This is a genomic window from Pseudomonas sp. Irchel s3h17 (assembly GCF_900187505.1).
GTDB lineage: Bacteria > Pseudomonadota > Gammaproteobacteria > Pseudomonadales > Pseudomonadaceae > Aquipseudomonas.
This window is the reverse complement of sequence record NZ_FYDL01000027.1, coordinates 15,838-33,702: the sequence shown is the minus strand read 5'-3', so window position 1 is coordinate 33,702 and position 17,865 is coordinate 15,838. Positions and strand designations below refer to the sequence as shown.

At 60.1% G+C, this 17,865-nt stretch carries 13 protein-coding genes; 12 read left to right on the top strand and 1 reads right to left on the bottom strand.

All coding sequences use genetic code 11. From position 1 onward, the window contains the following. The 7 genes from CKW25_RS25125 to argR form a co-directional block, all read left to right on the top strand. Positions 1–114, top strand: a 114-nt coding sequence (locus tag CKW25_RS25125; protein WP_143497295.1) for a transposase, incomplete at its 5' end; no start/stop codon positions are given. 624 nt (positions 115–738) lie between these two features. Then, positions 739–1,515: an ABC transporter substrate-binding protein gene (locus tag CKW25_RS25120; protein WP_095083578.1), complete on the top strand. Its 777-nt coding sequence runs from the start codon at positions 739–741 to the stop codon at positions 1,513–1,515. A gap of 91 nt (positions 1,516–1,606) precedes the next feature. Further along, positions 1,607–2,296, top strand: a complete 690-nt coding sequence (locus tag CKW25_RS25115) for an ABC transporter permease (protein ID WP_095083576.1) — start codon at positions 1,607–1,609, stop codon at positions 2,294–2,296. Beyond that, positions 2,293–2,991 (top strand): ABC transporter permease, encoded by a 699-nt coding sequence (locus CKW25_RS25110; protein ID WP_095083573.1) that lies wholly within the window; start codon positions 2,293–2,295, stop codon positions 2,989–2,991. Before CKW25_RS25115 ends, CKW25_RS25110 begins: the two co-directional genes overlap by 4 nt. Before the next feature lies 1 nt (position 2,992). Then, positions 2,993–4,105 carry a M14 family metallopeptidase gene (locus tag CKW25_RS25105; protein WP_095083572.1) on the top strand — a complete coding sequence of 371 codons (1,113 nt, stop codon included), beginning with the start codon at positions 2,993–2,995 and terminating at the stop codon, positions 4,103–4,105. Positions 4,106–4,128: 23 nt separating this feature from the next. Next, a complete protein-coding gene (locus CKW25_RS25100) occupies positions 4,129–4,893 on the top strand; it encodes an ABC transporter ATP-binding protein (protein WP_095083570.1) in 765 nt (254 codons plus the stop codon). A 113-nt stretch (positions 4,894–5,006) separates the two neighbouring features. Then, positions 5,007–5,987 carry a transcriptional regulator ArgR gene (gene argR / locus CKW25_RS25095; RefSeq protein ID WP_095083569.1) on the top strand — a complete coding sequence of 327 codons (981 nt, stop codon included), beginning with the start codon at positions 5,007–5,009 and terminating at the stop codon, positions 5,985–5,987. Between the two features lie 57 nt (positions 5,988–6,044). On the opposite strand, the gene CKW25_RS25090 is transcribed toward argR, so the two are convergent. Then, positions 6,045–11,075 carry a dermonecrotic toxin domain-containing protein gene (locus CKW25_RS25090; protein ID WP_095083568.1) on the bottom strand — a complete coding sequence of 1,677 codons (5,031 nt, stop codon included), beginning with the start codon at positions 11,073–11,075 and terminating at the stop codon, positions 6,045–6,047. A gap of 305 nt (positions 11,076–11,380) precedes the next feature. Here CKW25_RS25090 and CKW25_RS25085 point away from each other — a divergent pair, with 305 nt between their 5' ends. The 5 genes from CKW25_RS25085 (at position 11,381) to astB (ending at position 17,824) form a co-directional block, all read left to right on the top strand. Then, positions 11,381–12,601 (top strand): aspartate aminotransferase family protein, encoded by a 1,221-nt coding sequence (locus CKW25_RS25085; RefSeq protein WP_095083566.1) that lies wholly within the window; start codon positions 11,381–11,383, stop codon positions 12,599–12,601. Positions 12,602–12,737: 136 nt separating this feature from the next. Next, positions 12,738–13,757, top strand: coding sequence for an arginine/ornithine succinyltransferase subunit alpha (gene aruF, locus CKW25_RS25080; protein WP_095083564.1), 1,020 nt, complete (start codon positions 12,738–12,740; stop codon positions 13,755–13,757). Between the two features lie 85 nt (positions 13,758–13,842). Continuing rightward, on the top strand, positions 13,843–14,868 hold the full coding sequence (gene astA, locus CKW25_RS25075) for an arginine N-succinyltransferase (protein WP_095083562.1): 1,026 nt from the start codon (positions 13,843–13,845) through the stop codon (positions 14,866–14,868). Beyond that, entirely contained in the window at positions 14,865–16,334 is a 1,470-nt protein-coding gene (astD, locus tag CKW25_RS25070; protein ID WP_172736641.1) for a succinylglutamate-semialdehyde dehydrogenase, read from the top strand. Before astA ends, astD begins: the two co-directional genes overlap by 4 nt. A 143-nt stretch (positions 16,335–16,477) precedes the next feature. Further along, positions 16,478–17,824 (top strand): N-succinylarginine dihydrolase, encoded by a 1,347-nt coding sequence (gene astB / locus CKW25_RS25065; protein WP_095083558.1) that lies wholly within the window; start codon positions 16,478–16,480, stop codon positions 17,822–17,824. Positions 17,825–17,865: the final 41 nt, after the last annotated feature.

Here is a 17,865-nt window from a genome sequence, read left to right as displayed (position 1 = left end):
CAGTTGGAAGGCATAAACAATCGAATAAAGGTCATCAAACGGATGGCGTACGGTTACCGGGATAGCGAATTCTTTTTCATGAAGATCAAGAGCGTCTTTCCCGGTAATCCGTGAAGAACCTTTTTTTGTCTGGGTTTTTTGTGTCGGCTGTACCGGCCTCTTCGCGGGCAAGCCCGCTCCCACGGGTACGGTGAAAATCCTGTGGGAGCGGGCTTGCCCGCGAAGAGGCCGGTCCTACACCGCATCATCACCAGCCAATAATTATCGGCTTCGTTCGTAAGACTATTCCCACTGTTACCGGCCACCCTTCAAGTAACTGAATGTGTAACCGCTCGCCCGCTTTCGGGGTAATGAGAAACGTAAAGGCCCGATTTCAGGGCTTGTTAGCGCTACAAAAAATAAGACATTACGCTGCGCTTGCCGGATTAGAAGGGTTTGCGAATAATAGGCCCGCTATTTGCAACATAGATCGGTTCCATGTCTTTTGCTCTTGCATAAACCTCAAGGGCTGTCAACGTGCTCGAACGGCTTTCTCGGTGCTTCTGTAATATGTTGTCGCATTGAAGAAATATCGACCTCGGGCCTGTCGTTAGAATGCCGATCACTCGCTCGTCGTAGTCCGTGTTGAATTCAACGCGCGATTGCCGGGACGCAGCAGCGTTTATTTCGTTTCACCCATTCGCATATTGGGCTGTCGCTCACTCTGCCGTTTTCGCCCTTTACCGATGGAGTCCAAAGATGAAGAAACTCGTGCTTCTTGGCGCCCTGGCACTGTCCGTGCTGTCTTTGCCAACGTTCGCCGATGAAAAGCCTCTGAAAATTGGTATCGAGGCGGCTTACCCTCCGTTCGCATCCAAGGCGCCGGATGGCAGCATCGTTGGTTTCGACTACGACATCGGCAACGCCCTGTGCGAAGAGATGAAGGTCAAGTGCGTCTGGGTCGAGCAAGAGTTCGACGGTCTGATCCCGGCACTCAAGGTGCGCAAGATCGACGCGATCCTGTCTTCCATGTCGATCACCGACGATCGCAAGAAGTCCGTGGACTTCACCAGCAAGTACTACAACACCCCGGCGCGCCTGGTCATGAAGGCCGGTACCCAGGTCAGCGATGGCCTGACCGAGCTCAAGGGCAAGAATATCGGTGTGCAGCGCGGTTCGATCCACGAGCGTTTCGCCCGTGAAGTCCTGGCGCCACTGGGGGCTGAAATCAAGCCTTACGGCTCGCAGAACGAAATCTACCTGGACGTGGCTGCAGGTCGCCTCGACGGCACCGTGGCAGACGCTACCCTGTTGAATGATGGCTTCCTGAAGACCGACTCCGGCAAAGGTTTCGCGTTCGTGGGCCCGGCATTCACCGACGTCAAATACTTCGGCGACGGCGTAGGCATCGCGGTACGCAAGGGTGACAAGGCTAATCTGGACAAGATCAACGCGGCCATCGCCACCATTCGCGAGAACGGCAAGTACAAGCAAATCCAGGACAAGTACTTCGACTTCGATATTTACGGCAAGTAATACGTCGCAGCGATAAGTCCGAAATGGCGCAAGCAGCAGGAGCTCTGAGGTTTGCGCCATTTTTTCATCCCAACTTTCGAGGACCTGAAACATGTTGAAAGGCTACGGGGCTGTCATCCTCGATGGCGCATGGCTGACGCTTCAGCTCGCCTTGTCGTCCATGGTCTTGGCCATTGTTCTGGGTCTGATCGGGGTCGCGCTGCGCCTGTCGCCGGTACGCTGGCTGGCCTGGCTGGGCGATCTGTATTCCACGGTGATCCGCGGGATTCCCGATCTGGTGCTGATCCTGCTGATTTTCTACGGCGGCCAGGACCTGCTCAATCGTGTGGTGCCATTGCTCGGCTATGACGACTACATCGACCTGAATCCACTGGCGGCCGGTATCGGTACCCTGGGCTTCATCTTCGGTGCGTACCTGTCGGAAACCTTCCGCGGGGCGTTCATGGCCATCCCCAAAGGCCAGGCCGAAGCCGGCATGGCTTACGGCATGAGCAGCTTCCAGGTGTTTTTCCGGGTATTGGTGCCGCAGATGATTCGCCTGGCGATTCCCGGCTTTACCAATAACTGGCTGGTACTGACCAAGGCAACCGCGCTGATTTCGGTGGTCGGTCTGCAAGACATGATGTTCAAGGCCAAGCAGGCGGCGGATGCCACTCGCGAGCCTTTTACCTTCTTCCTCGCGGTGGCGGCGATGTACCTGGTGATCACCAGTGTCTCGTTGCTGGCATTGCGTCACCTTGAGAAGCGCTACTCGGTAGGCGTAAGGGCGGCTGATCTATGATCTTCGACTACAACGTCATTTTGGAGGCACTGCCGCTGTACCTCGGCGGCCTGCTGATCACCCTGAAACTGCTCGCACTGTCGCTGTTTTTCGGCCTGCTGGCGGCGCTGCCGCTGGGGTTGATGCGTGTCTCCAAGCAGCCGATCGTCAATATGAGTGCCTGGCTCTTCACCTACGTGATTCGTGGTACGCCGATGCTGGTGCAGCTGTTCCTGATCTACTACGGTCTGGCGCAGTTCGAAGCAGTGCGTGAGAGTATTTTCTGGCCATGGCTGTCCAGCGCGACGTTCTGTGCCTGCCTGGCGTTCGCCATCAACACCAGTGCCTACACGGCGGAAATCATTGCCGGCAGCCTGCGGGCCACGCCCAATGGTGAAATCGAAGCGGCCAAGGCCATGGGCATGTCGCGCATCAAGATGTACAAGCGCATCCTGCTGCCGTCGGCCCTGCGTCGGGCACTGCCGCAGTACAGCAACGAAGTGATCATGATGCTGCAGACCACCAGTCTGGCGTCCATCGTGACCCTGATCGACATCACCGGTGCCGCGCGTACCGTGAACGCCCAGTATTACTTGCCGTTCGAGGCCTACATCACCGCCGGTGTTTTCTACCTGTGCCTGACGTTCATTCTGGTGCGCCTGTTCAAGCTCGCCGAGCGTCGTTGGCTGGGCTACCTGGCTCCGCGGAAGCACTGATATGGAACGTATCGATCACGCTTTGCCGTGGAGCCACCTGGGCAGCGAGCGCCGGATTTCGGTGTTCCGCTTCGGCAGTGGCGAGCGCAAGGCCTATATCCAGGCCAGCCTGCACGCCGACGAATTGCCGGGGATGCGCACGGCCTGGGAGCTGAAAAAGCGCCTGGCCGAACTGGAAGCGCAGGGCGCCCTGAAAGGCGTGATCGAGCTGGTGCCGGTGGCCAACCCATTGGGGCTCGGGCAATTGCTGCAAGGCAATCACCAGGGACGCTTCGAAGCCGGTAGCGGCAAGAATTTCAACCGCGACTTCGTTGAACTGAGTGCTCCCGTGGCCGCCCTGCTGGACGGGCTGCTGGGGGATGATGCTCACGCCAATGTGCAACTGATCCGTCAGGCCATGGGCGATGCGTTGGCCGCGTTGCCGCCGGCCAGTAGCCAGTTGCAGGGCATGCAGCGTGTGCTGCTCGCTCATGCGTGTACGGCGGATGTGGTGCTGGACCTGCATTGCGATGCCGAAGCGGCGTTGCATATGTACGCCTTGCCACAGCACTGGCCGCACTGGCGTTCGTTGGCCGCGCACCTGAATGTGCGGGTCGGACTGCTGGCGGAGGATTCCGGTGGCAGCTCGTTTGACGAGGCCTGTTCGCTGCCGTGGTTGCGCCTGTCCCGGCAGTTCCCCGATGCGCAGATTCCATTGGCTTGCCTGGCGACTACCCTCGAGTTGGGTGGTCAGGCCGATACCGGGCGCCCGGCGGCCTGCGCGCACGCCGAAGGCATTCTGGCGTTCCTGGCGGAGCAGGGGCTGATCAGTGGTGAATGGCCGAAGCCTTCCCATGAAGCCTGCGAAGGCCTGCCGTTCGACGGCACCGAATTGCTGTTTGCACCGCACCCCGGTGTGGTGAGTTTTTTGCGTCAACCTGGTGAGTGGGTCGAGGCCGGTGACGAGATTTTTGAGGTGATCGATCCTTTGGCTGATCGGGTCAGCACGGTATGTGCTGGTACGGCCGGTGTGCTGTTTGCCGTTGAACGGCTGCGGTACGCCCAACCCGGTTTCTGGCTGGCCAAGGTGGCGGGGCGCGAAGCGCTGCGTCACGGGCGCTTGCTCAACGACTGACTGTTTTTGTGAGAACCGACAGCATGTACAAACTTGAAGTCCAAGACCTGCATAAGCGCTATGGCAGTCACGAAGTGCTCAAGGGCGTGTCCCTGAAGGCAGCGGCGGGCGATGTGATCAGCATCATCGGCTCCAGTGGCTCCGGCAAAAGTACCTTCCTGCGTTGCATCAACCTGCTTGAGCAACCCCACGCTGGCAAGATCCTGCTCAACAACGAAGAGCTCAAGCTGGTGGCGAACAAGGACGGCGCGCTGAAGGCGGCCGATCCCAAGCAGCTGCAACGCATGCGTTCGCGCCTGTCGATGGTGTTCCAGCATTTCAATCTGTGGTCGCACATGACCGCGCTGGAAAACATCATGGAAGCGCCGGTGCATGTGCTCGGCATGTCCAAGGCCGAGGCTCGTGAAAAGGCCGAGATGTACCTGGCCAAGGTCGGCGTATCCCATCGCAAGGACGCCTACCCGGGCCACATGTCCGGCGGTGAGCAGCAGCGTGTGGCGATCGCCCGTGCGCTGGCGATGGAGCCTGAGGTGATGCTGTTCGACGAGCCGACTTCGGCGCTGGACCCTGAGCTGGTCGGCGACGTGCTGAAAGTCATGAAGGCCCTGGCCCAGGAAGGCCGGACCATGGTGGTGGTGACCCACGAAATGGGCTTTGCCCGTGAAGTGTCGAACCAGCTGGTGTTCCTGCACCAAGGCGTTGTCGAGGAGAGCGGCAACCCGCGTGAAGTGCTGGTCAATCCTCAATCCGAACGCTTGCAGCAATTCCTCTCGGGCAGCCTGAAGTAATCGCTCCCGTTATGCACCCAATTAGGTCATGCTGCGCACCGCGCGCCAGATGGTCTAATTTGGTTGCAGCCGCCTTCGGCTTTTAACACTGTTTTCGTTTCGGATTGCCCGCCATGACTGCCCATCGAATTGGTTTCCTGATTTGGCCCAGCACTAAAGCCTTGACGCTGGCGCTGGCCGAGGAGGCCTTGCGTGTTGCCCAGCGCGTGCATCCGGAAGTGGTTTACGAGCTGGTGTTCCTGCAGGCCGAACCGCCGGCCGAAGGGGCCTGGCAGTTGCCGGGCGAGGCCTGGACCGGCAAGCTGGAAAACTTCCAGAAGGTGTTTCTGCTCGCCGATGAGCCGCCGACCGCATTGACCCCGGCCCTGAGCAGCGCGCTCAAGCAACTGGTGCGTGCCGGCAGTGTGATCGGTGGCCTGTCGGCCGGGGTGTATCCCCTGGCGCAGCTCGGATTGCTCGATGGTTACCGTGCAGCGGTGCACTGGCGTTGGCAGGACGATTTCGCCGAGCGCTTCCCCAAGGTCATTGCCACCAGTCATCTGTTCGATTGGGATCGTGATCGCCTGACGGCGTGCGGCGGCATGTCGGTGCTCGACCTGTTGCTGGCGGTGCTGGCCCGTGATCACGGTGCCGAGCTGGCCGGTGCGGTGTCCGAAGAGCTGGTGGTCGAGCGCATTCGCGAAGGCGGGGAGCGTCAGCGCATTCCGTTGCAGAACCGCCTGGGCTCCAGCCATCCGAAACTCACGCAAGCCGTGTTGCTGATGGAAGCCAACATCGAAGAGCCGCTCACCACCGACGAAATCGCCCAGCATGTGTGCGTGTCCCGTCGGCAGCTGGAGCGGATTTTCAAGCAGTACCTCAATCGTGTGCCGAGCCAGTACTACCTGGAGTTACGCCTGAACAAGGCCCGGCAGATGTTGATGCAAACCAGCAAGTCGATCATTCAGATCGGCTTGTCCTGTGGCTTCTCCTCCGGGCCGCATTTCTCCAGCGCCTACCGCAACTTCTTCGGTGCCACGCCGCGTGAAGACCGTAACCAGCGCCGCAGCAGCAGCCCGTTCGAGCTGTCGTCGGTGCCGTCCGAACGCGGCTAGACCGCGGTTGGCCATGGGGAGCGCGAGCTCCCCATGGCCTGATCCAATAGCGAGTATTCAGGCTTCAATAGCAGTATCAGGCGCTGGATCAATGGGTGCAGGTATGTCGCTTTGCGCGAACCCGAGATCATTGTCGGTTGCCCGGTAGTAAGCGGCGATGCGTTGCATGCTGTGTTCGGTGAATGGATTGGCGCTGAAGTCAAAGCTTTCACCGACACCGGGATCGACCTCCAGGAGCTCGACTGGCATCTCGGTAATGGCGTTGTTGCTCAGGTCGGCATCCGTCCAGGAATTGATGCTCAGCACGCCTCTCGGGATTTCGGTGATGCCGGTATGGCTCAGGTCCAATGACGATATCTCCGTCATCTGGCTGAGATCAGGGCTAAGGCCTAGCGGATTGTTCCGCAGGTTCAAGTGGTCAAGATTATTCATGCCCGCCAATCCATCGACGGTTTCCTGGGTCAGGGTGATCCTGCATTCAGACAAGCTCAGTACTGTCAGCCGGCTCATTCTGAAGACACCATCGGGGATGTTATCCAGTTGGTATCCGCGCACGGTCAGGCTGTCCAGGTTCGGAAAAGCATCGAGGAATCGGCTGAGTCGTGGGGCGATGTCGCCTGCGCTCGTCAGATACATTTCAGGCACATGGCCGAAGTCGGCTGTCAGTACCGGCAAGTCGCCCATGATTGTCAGGTGTGAGGTGAATCCATATTCGCTGACAGCGATGCTTTCGGTCGGTATCTGTCGCCAGCACTGTTCCAGCTTTTGCTTGAATTCATCCCTTTTGACGTGCTCGGCAAACAGCTCGTCAGCCGTCAGGGGAGCGCCAGTAACCGGGTGGGTGGCGGGCACGTTGGCCGTCCATAGGCTCAGCTCGTTACGGAGTCGGCTGAGCTCAAGCTCGCGACGTGCCAGGTCGGCTCGACCGTCTGTCAGTGTTCCGGGCAATCTATAGAGGAATTCACTGGCTTCTTCAGTGTCCAGGGCGGGATACAGCGCTTGGACTCGTTCGATATCCGCCTGCTGGGCGTAGACCCCGAAGTCTTTCTCGGTCTGGTCGTAGTGAATTTTTACCCGTTCTCGGGTGACCGAGGACAGTGGGTTGTTGCCAAAATCAAATCCCTCACTGATGTTGCCGGGAAGATCGAAGAGGGCAGCGGGTAATTCGGTGATCTGGTTGTCATCGAAAAGAGCTGTTCGAATGCGAGGGTGATTCACCAGGCCATCGGGAATGCTGGAAATTCCGGTCTTGGAAAGGTCGATGTAGATCAGTTCGGGCATGGCTGCCAGGCTGGGTGTGAGACCCAATGGATTGTTGTACAGGTCCAGAACGGAAAGCTTGCTCAGCGATGCCAGTGTTGCCTGGCTTTCGGCGGTGAGGACAAGGCCGCAGTCGCTCAGTATCAGCTCCTCGAGTGCCGGCAGGGCATTGATCGGTTGCGGTAGCTCCTGCAGGGTAAAGTTGCGCAGCTCCAGGTGGCGCAGGTTCGGGAAGCGTTCCAGGAACGGGTCAAGGGCGCGTGCGCTCGCGCTGTTGTGGAGCGACAAGGAGGAGACATGACCGAAGTCGGCGCTCAGGACCGGGAGATCGCCGATGATGGGTTGGGAGAAGTTGAAGATGTGGCCGCTCATGGCCCCCAAATGCTCATCGGTAAAATCAGTTTCCCGGCGCCAGCAGCGGAGTATTTGCGCCCTGAGCAATCGGCGGTTCTGGGTCTCGGTCAGCAACGCCTGTTCACTGAGCGCGACATGGGTTTGCGGGTGTACGGCGGGCGGATTGTTGGCCCAGATATGCAGGTCCTCCTCAAGTTGGTAGTACTCGTTGCGCAGGCGTGAGAGTTCCGCGCGCGGGCCGTCGGGGTGGCTTTGCAGTCGTTGGAGCAGGGTCTGGATCTCTTCGGGGGGAAGGTTGGGATAAAGCTCTCGTGTGCGATCTTCCAGTGTGCGTGGTTGGTCGCCGGTGCTGCGGCGATAGCCTTCGGACCCGAGCAGGCGCAGGGTCTCAATGACCGGTTTGGGTGTGGGGGGGAGTGACAGGGCTGTCCGAAACTCGGCTCGCTCCAGGGGGGCGTCTCGGATTGCGTGTTTCAGTTTTCCGCTTTCGCCGATATGAATACCCAGGCTGTTTCGCTGGGCATCCGGCAAGGCTTGCAGTACGGCGCCATAGAGATCGGTGGCAGCTGAAAGTTGCAAGCCTTCGTCATCGTAGGCCTGGTACCGGCCATCGCTGGTCAGCACCAGCACTTTGCGGATAGGGGCCTGGGCGTCACCGATGCCGTCGACCTGCGGGCCTTCAAAGGCCTGGTCATGAATGTCGATCCGCACATCGGATGACCAGCCGGGTAACCGTTCGAGCGAGCGCAGGGCCAGTCTTTCGGTGTCCGCCGAGTCAGGCGAATCCAGATACAGCCCTTCATACGCGCGCGTGACTCGCACCTCTTCATTGGCCTGTTGTGCAAGGTCCTCCAGGCGCTTCGGCAGGTGCCCGTTATCGATTTCCTTGAGCTCGTCGCCTCTGGCCAGGCTCAGCAACTCTCGGGCAACGCTCCGGGGTAGCCCCGGTGCCGCCTCAATGATTGTTTGGGCGTGAGGGTCCTGCGTAGCCTCCTGTCCTCTGTAGCGTGACTCGAAAAGCGTCGCGCGTTTGTCTTTGGCAATTTGCCCGAGCTTTTTTCTCAGGCGACTGGCACGAATGTCGAGATTGAGCGTCGGGTCGCCAAAGCTTTCGCCGAACATGGTCTTGATCTCGCTCTGGTCAAGGGATTCCAGTACGGTTTTAAGCAAGTCACCATTGTTCAATTGGGCTTCGTGTATCTGTATGACGGGCAGGTGCTCCTTCGCGGAGAATTCCCAGGCTGGCTGTCCATCCGCGTCGAGAAAGCGGAGTGCTTTGCTTTCTGGCCATAGACCGTCGCTCGTCAGCAATTGCAGCTGGGCTTGCGGATCGGCTTTGCGATACACCAGGGGGTCATCACTGTTGAGCTGATCGATCAGGCCCTGAATAGCTTTTTCAATTCGCATGCGTTCAAGGGTGTCTGTCAGAAGTGGCGGTTCAGACTCACTATGGACATGCATCTTGCGCAGCACGTTTTCATGGCCGTTGCTGATGTCCAGGGCCTGGTCGAGTTCAAGATCGGTGAAGGCATCGACGTTGTGGCCGAGACGGCGCACCAGCCTTGCTTTGTCCCAGTGCAGAGGATGATCGAGCTCGGTTTTCCATGCACCTGAACCATTGTGTTTCAGCGGTGATCGATAGGCATCGGGTCGCGTGGGGTGTTGCAGGTAGCAAGCGTTGGTGTCGGCCGCTGTTTGCACTGAGTAGTGTTTGCCCTCGATCTGCACAACGCGTTTGCCTTGATGCTGATAGAAGCCTTGGGCGTCCGGTTTCGAGCCTTCTGGTAGCTGGGTTTTCAGCTCGTAGGCGCTCAGGTCGGGTTTCCAGTACCGGGTTTTGCCACCGTGTGCCGAGACCGGTTTGAATTGATCGATGAAGGTGACAATTTCCTTGGGCAGCAGGGTGCGGAATTCGCCCGCCGCGACCACGCCACCGGCGGCAAAGGTACCCAGCTGGATGACCGACTCGACCACGCCCATGAAATGCTCGAAGGCTTCACTTTTCAGGCCTTGGGCCCAGTCAACGATGCTTTCGAATGTCTCGTCCAGTAACTGATAGGCCATGTAGGCCATCATCAATTCCCCGGCAAAAGGTACGAAGGGAGCTACCACGAGCACCGCGCTCTCGAGGATCGATGTCGCGATGTTGACGAAAGAGTCCCACAGCGCCCAGCGGGCTTTCTGATCGGTTGTTGCGGTCGATACGGCCATGACCCGTGCATCATTGAGGATTTTGTTCAGCTTGCCCTGGTAGAGGTGCTGCCACAGCCTGCGCCTGATGGGGGTAGCGGAGAACTGGAGGTCGGGATTGTCGATGGCGGACTCGCGCCATGAGGCCCGAGGGTCGCCCTGTTGGTGTTGATGCCATGTGACTTCCGTGAGGCGATTGGCGAGATTGCCAAAGAAATAGCCTCGGTGTTCGTGGGCAATGAACCGGCTGAAGAATGCTCGATAGTCGGTATCGCGCAGTTGTTCAGTCAGCCTTCGCATGAAATCAGCGGTCGACGGGTACTCCCTGATCGGGTGATTGGGGTCATCCGGGACATAGGCCACCACTCGCACCGGCCTGCGGCTCTGCTCAAGGTTCGGGGCAAACAGCACAATGCCGGTGAGCGTCGAGGACATTATCCTGAGGTCGTGACAGTGCAGGGCTTCACCTTCCAGCTTCATGCCCCGTACGCCCTCGAGCATGCCCTGAATCAGCAGGAAATAATCCGACTGAATATGGCCGTTCATCCATGCAAATCGCAGTGCCGCCTTCAGCGCGGCTTTCTGGCTCTGGATAACCTTGGGCTGGAGAACCGCGGCGACCACCGGATTGGAGACGCCCAGGTTGTCTTCGAGGTAAGTCTTGTACTGGGCGCCAATATCCAGTTCCCGGCACAGTCGGGTAAAGGCCGGGATGCCGATCGTTGCCTTGAGTGCGGGCAGGGTGGTGAATTGCCCCGTGGCCGAGGGTTCAGTGATGAAGGTTGAGTCAGGCTCGTAGGCGTCGGCTTCGGTTTCTTTGCTTTCAAAGTTGTGCAGCGCCGCGTCCAGTAACGAAACCGTCCAGGTCCGGGCGGCGCCGGACTTGATCGGGAACCAGGGGATTGTCGCGGGGATATACAGGCGCAAGAAGGTTTTCTTGACGTCCACCTCCAGGTCGAAGTGGGTTTTCAGCGCATCCCTGAGCAAGGGCTCGGCGAAGCTGTTGACGTCTTGCAGGTGTTCCAGCGCCTGGTCCACGGCATTTTGTGCGCTCCAGTGCGCGGCATTGAGCGCGTTGAGCTCGGTATGCTGGGTGGCCGGTGCCGTGGTCAAGCGGTCGAGCAACTGTGGTCGGGTGCGCTTGAGTGCCTGGCGCCTGGCGAGTGATGCCTTGGCGAGCCAGTCGGGAACGGCGTTTCTGAGAGGGTGATAGTGGCTGTCGGGGTGTTCTGAGTGGTGGCTGTTGTGTGTGGCTGCGTGGTGTTGTCCTTCAGGTAACGACATCGTGCTCATCCTTGGCGGTCTAAAGAATGCCAAGCAGATCAGAGCGCAAAGGGCAGGGTGCGGTACATAATTACGGGTGGACACACGGCTCGAAATCAAATCCCGGCAACCCTGCCTCTAACCTGCGCGGCAGTTTAAACTGCGCCTTTGCGACGCTATTTGTCGCATTGCCGTAAACCCGGTCAAAAGCGGGTTTTGCGCTATAAGAAGTTGTCGCTTGGCGACAAGGCCAAGCTCGAAACTGTCCTTACAATCCTCACCAAGCTCGCCAGTTTCAGGCGGGTGTTTCTCATCAGGAGACTCCGATGTCCGTTGAGCACGCTGCGGTACAACGCGCCGATTTCGACCAGGTAATGGTTCCCAACTATGCGCCTGCCGCATTCATTCCCGTGCGTGGAGCCGGTTCCCGCGTTTGGGACCAGTCGGGTCGCGAGCTGATCGACTTCGCCGGCGGGATTGCCGTTAACGTATTGGGTCATGCGCATCCGGCGCTGGTCGGAGCCTTGACCGAGCAGGCGAACAAGCTGTGGCACGTGTCCAACGTGTTCACCAATGAGCCGGCCCTGCGCCTGGCCCATAAGCTGATCGACGCCACCTTTGCCGACCGTGCCTTCTTCTGCAACTCTGGCGCCGAAGCCAACGAGGCCGCCTTCAAGCTGGCCCGTCGTGTCGGTTTCGACCGTTTCGGCAGCGAGAAGTACGAAATCATCGCCGCGCTCAACAGCTTCCACGGCCGCACCCTGTTCACCGTGAACGTCGGTGGCCAGTCGAAGTACTCCGACGGCTTCGGTCCGAAAATCACCGGTATCAGCCACGTACCGTACAACGATCTGGCCGCGCTGAAAGCGGCCATTTCCGACAAGACTTGCGCGGTAGTGCTGGAGCCGATCCAGGGCGAAAGCGGTGTGATCCCGGCAGAACTCGAATACCTGCAAGGTGCCCGCGAACTCTGCACCGCGAACAACGCGCTGCTGATTTTCGACGAAGTGCAAACCGGCATGGGTCGTACTGGCCATCTGTTTGCTTACCAGCATTACGGCGTGATCCCGGACATCCTGACCAGCGCCAAGAGCCTGGGCGGCGGTTTCCCGATCGCGGCGATGCTGACGACCGAAGACCTGTCCAAACACCTGGTCGTCGGCACCCACGGCACCACCTACGGCGGTAACCCGCTGGCGTGCGCGGTCGCGGAAGCCGTGATCGACGTGATCAACACCCCTGAAGTGCTGGCTGGCGTCAACGCCAAGCACGACAAGTTCAAGGCCCGTCTTGAGCAGATCGGCGAGAAGTACGGTTTGTTCACCAAGGTCCGTGGCATGGGCCTGTTGATCGGTTGCGTCTTGAGCGATGCCTGGAAAGGCAAGGCCAAGGACATTTTCAATGCCGCTGAACAAGAAGGCCTGATGGTCCTGCAAGCCGGCCCGGACGTGGTGCGTTTCGCCCCGAGCCTGGTGGTGGAAGACGCCGATATCGATGCCGGCCTGGACCGCTTCGAACGTGCTGCTGCAAAACTGACACAAGCCTGATAGACCCCTCGACGCCTGATCCTTCAGGCGTCGTACCGGATTTTTGTACCGGGCCCGCTCCCACGCTGGACTGAGTTTTTTCAGTCAGTGCCCGGATTATTTTCCTCTGTGAATTTTTGGATAAAGGAGTGACACCATGCTGGTGATGCGCCCTGCGCAAATGGCTGATCTGGGCGAGGTACAGCGTCTGGCTGCGGACAGCCCGATTGGTGTCACTTCCTTGCCGGACGATGTTGAACGCCTGAGCGACAAGATCGCCGCAAGCGAAGCATCGTTTGCCGCCGAAGTCAGTTTCAACGGTGAGGAAAGCTATTTCTTCGTGCTGGAGGACACCGCCACCGGCAAATTGGTGGGCTGCTCGGCCATCGTGGCCTCGGCCGGTTATTCCGAGCCGTTCTACAGCTTCCGTAATGAAACCTTCGTGCACGCCTCCCGCGAGCTGAAGATCCACAACAAGATCCACGTGCTCTCCCAGTGCCATGATCTGACCGGCAATAGCCTGCTGACCAGCTTCTACGTGCTGCCGGAGCTGGTGGGTTCGGCCTGGTCGGAACTCAACTCCCGCGGTCGTTTGCTGTTCGTCGCCAGCCATCCTGAGCGCTTTGCCGACTCGGTGGTGACCGAGATCGTCGGTTATAGCGACGAGAATGGCGACTCGCCGTTCTGGGATGCCATCGGTCGCAACTTCTTCGACCTCAACTACGCCGAGGCCGAACGTCTGTGCGGGCTCAAGAGCCGGACCTTCCTGGCCGAGCTGATGCCGCATTACCCGATCTACGTGCCGCTGCTGCCGGATTCCGCCCAGGAGGCGATGGGCCAGGTGCACCCGCGGGCTCAGATCACCTTCGACATCCTGATGCGTGAAGGCTTCGAAACCGATCACTACATCGACATCTTCGACGGTGGCCCGACCCTGCATGCGCGTGTCTCGGGCATCCGCTCGATTGCCCAGAGCCGTGTGGTGCCGGTGAAGATCGGCGAGCCGGTGAAGGGCGCCGGTCGTCAGTACCTGGTGGCCAATGCCCAGTTGCAGGACTACCGCGCCGTCATGCTCGAGCTGGACTATGCGCCGGGCAAGCCCGTGACCCTGGATCTGGAAGCCGCCGAAGCCCTGGGTGTCGGTGAAGGTGCCAGCGTGCGCCTGGTAGCGGTTTAACGCCTGCTGCCCTGCCTGGAAAGAGTCCTGGAAAACAGCGAGTTTCACGGGTGGCCGTTACCGGCTGCCCGTTTGAGGAGATAGCATGATCGTTCGTCCCGTACGCAGCAGCGATTTACCCGCTCTGATCGACCTGGCCCGCAGCACCGGCACTGGCCTGACTACCTTGCCGGCCAACGAAGAGCGCCTGGCGCATCGGGTTGGCTGGGCGGAAAAAACCTTCCGTGGTGAAGCCGAGCGCGGTGACGCGGACTACCTGTTCGTGCTCGAAGATGATGATGGCCGCGTGGTGGGTATTTCCGCCATTGCCGGTGCCGTCGGTCTGCGAGAGCCCTGGTACAACTTTCGGCTCGGCCTGACCGTCAGCGCGTCGCAAGAGTTGAACATTTATCGCGAAATCCCGACGCTGTTCCTGGCCAACGACCTGACCGGCAATTCCGAGTTGTGTTCGTTGTTCCTGCACGCCGATTACCGCACCGGCCTGAACGGACGCATGCTGGCCAAGGCGCGCATGCTGTTCATCGCCGAGTTCTCGCAGTTGTTCGGCAACAAGATCATTGCCGAGATGCGCGGTGTGTCCGATGCCGCGGGCCGTTCGCCGTTCTGGGAAAGCCTGGGTCGGCACTTCTTCAAGATGGAATTCAGCCAGGCCGACTACCTGACCGGCGTGGGCAACAAGGCCTTCATCGCCGAACTGATGCCGAAATTCCCGCTGTACACCTGCTTTCTCTCCGAGGACGCACGCCGCGTGATTGGCCAGGTCCACCCGGACACCGAGCCGGCGCTGGCCATGCTCAAGAGCGAAGGCTTCAGCTACCAGGGTTATGTCGATATCTTCGACGCAGGCCCGGCCGTGGAGTGCGAGACCGGCAAGATCCGGGCGGTGCGCGACAGCCAGGCGCTGGTGCTGGCCATCGGTACCCCCGGTGATGACGCCACCCCATTCCTGATGCATAACCGCAAGCGCGAAGACTGCCGGATCACTGCTGCGCCAGCGCGCTTGGCGGCCGGTACCCTGGTGGTCGATCCACTGACCGCCAAACGTCTTCAACTCAACGCCGGCGACCAGGTTCGTGCCGTGCCGTTGTCTGCTGCCCGGGAGTCGAAATAATGAATTCGCTATATATCGCAGGTGAGTGGCTGGCCGGTCAGGGCGATGCCTTCGAGTCGCTGAATCCGGTGACCCAGCAAGTGCTGTGGTCGGGGCAGGGCGCCAATGCCGCTCAGGTTGAAAGTGCCGTGCAAGCCGCGCGCCAGGCATTCCCGGCCTGGGCCAAGCGTACCCTGCAAGAGCGCATCAGTGTGCTGGAGGCCTTTGCCGCCAGCCTGAAGAGCCACGCGGACGAACTGGCCCACTGCATCGGCGAAGAAACCGGTAAACCACTGTGGGAAGCGGCGACTGAAGTGACCAGCATGGTCAACAAGATCGCCATTTCCGTGCAGAGCTACCGTGAGCGTACCGGTGAGAAGAGCGGCCCACTGGGTGACGCCACGGCGGTGCTGCGCCACAAGCCCCATGGTGTGGTCGCGGTGTTCGGGCCTTACAACTTCCCTGGTCACCTGCCTAACGGTCACATCGTGCCCGCGTTGCTGGCCGGTAACAGTGTGCTGTTCAAGCCCAGCGAACTGACACCGAAAGTTGCCGAACTGACGGTCAAGTGCTGGATCGAAGCCGGCTTGCCGGCAGGCGTCCTCAACCTGCTGCAGGGTGCCCGTGAGACCGGGATCGCGTTGGCCGCCAACCCGGGGATAGACGGCCTGTTCTTCACCGGCTCCAGCCGCACCGGCAATCATCTGCATGCGCAGTTCTCCGGTCGCCCGGACAAGATCCTGGCGCTGGAAATGGGCGGCAACAATCCGCTGGTGGTCGATCAAGTGGCTGACCTCGATGCCGCGGTGTACACCATCATCCAGTCCGCGTTCATTTCCGCCGGTCAACGCTGCACCTGCGCTCGTCGCCTGCTGGTCCCGCAAGGTGCATGGGGCGACACGCTGCTGGAGCGCCTGGTGGCGGTCAGCGCAACGATTGAAGTCGGTGCGTTCGATCAACAACCGGCACCGTTCATGGGCTCGGTGGTGTCGCTGGCAGCGGCCAAGGCACTGATGGATGCGCAAGCGCACTTGCTGGCCAATGGCGCTGTCACGTTGCTGGCAATGACTCAGCCGCAGGCGAATGCCGCCTTGCTGACACCGGGTATCGTGGATGTGACCGCGGTGGCCGAGCGTCCCGATGAAGAGCTGTTTGGCCCGTTGCTGCAAGTGATTCGCTACGCTGATTTCGACGCGGCGATTGCCGAGGCCAATGATACCCAGTACGGCCTGGCCGCAGGCCTGCTGTCGGATTCCGAAGCGCGTTACCAGCAGTTCTGGCTGGAAAGCCGTGCCGGCATCGTCAACTGGAACAAGCAGCTGACAGGTGCTGCCAGCAGCGCACCATTCGGTGGCGTGGGCGCTTCGGGCAATCATCGCGCCAGCGCCTACTACGCGGCGGATTACTGCGCGTACCCGGTGGCCTCGCTGGAAACCCCGAGCCTGACACTGCCAGGCGCGTTGACGCCAGGTATACGGCTTTCGTAAGCGGTGACCTTTTCGCGGGCAAGCCCGCTCCCACAGGTACAACGCCGTCCTTGTGGGAGCGGGCTTGCCCGCGAAGGCCGCGACACGGTGTTAATGAATAGATACTGATGCCTATAACAACAGATTCTCGTGGAGCCTCGCTGATGAAATCCTGTGAAGTCAATTTTGACGGTCTAGTGGGGCCGACCCATAACTACGGCGGTCTGTCCTACGGTAACGTTGCGTCCCAGAGCAACAGCCAGCAGTCTTCCAATCCCAAGGAAGCGGCGCTGCAGGGCCTGGCGAAAATGAAAGCGCTGATGGACATGGGCTTTGTCCAGGGTGTGCTCGCGCCTCAGGAACGTCCGGATGTCGGCGCCCTGCGTAGCCTGGGGTTCAGCGGCACCGACGCACAGGTGATCGAGCAGGCGGCCAAGCAGGCGATGCCGTTGCTGGTTGCCAGTTGCTCGGCATCGAGCATGTGGGTGGCCAACGCCGCGACGGTCAGCCCAAGTGCCGACACCGCCGATGGCCGCGTGCACTTCACCGCCGCCAACCTCAACTGCAAATACCACCGCAGCATCGAACACCCGACCACCAGCCGTGTGCTGGGGGCGATGTTCGCTGACCAGAAGCATTTCGCTCACCACGCGGCCCTGCCGGCTGTCGCTCAGTTCGGTGACGAAGGCGCGGCCAACCACACGCGTTTCTGCCGTGATTACGGCGAAGCCGGTGTCGAGTTCTTCGTGTTCGGTCGCAGTGCGTTCGATACCCGCTATCCGGCGCCGCAAAAGTACCCGGCCCGTCAGACCCTGGAAGCGTCGCAAGCAGTGGCCCGCTTGCACGGCCTGAGCGATGACGGCGTGGTCTATGCCCAGCAGAATCCATCGGTCATCGACCAGGGCGTGTTCCACAACGACGTGATCGCCGTGGGTAACGGTGAGGCGCTGTTCTATCACGAGGACGCGTTCCTCGATACCGAGCAGATGCTGGCCGAGCTGTCGACCAAGCTCGCCAAGCGGGGCGGTCAGTTCAAGGCGATCTGCGTGCCGCGCTCGCAAGTGTCGGTCGAAGACGCCGTGCGCTCCTACCTGTTCAACAGTCAGTTGTTGTCGCGCGCCGATGGTTCGATGCTGTTGATCGTGCCGCAGGAATGCCAGAACAACGAGCGCGTCTGGCAGTACCTGCAGACCCTGACCAGCTCCGGCGGCCTGATCCGCGAGGTGAAGGTGTTCGACCTCAAGCAGAGCATGCAGAACGGCGGCGGGCCGGCGTGCCTGCGACTGCGTGTCGCGCTCAACGAAACCGAGCTGGCGGCGGTCAACCCAGGGGTTATCATGACGGCGCCGTTGTACGGCTCGCTGACCCAATGGGTCGAAAAGCACTACCGTGACCGCATGACCGAAAACGATCTGGCGGACCCACAATTGTTGCTTGAGTGCCGGACGGCACTGGATGAACTGACGCAAATCCTTAAACTGGGCGCGGTTTATCCATTCCAGATCAATTGAAAGCCCGCGCCCTGTTCCGAATGAACAGGGCGCGCCGCTAT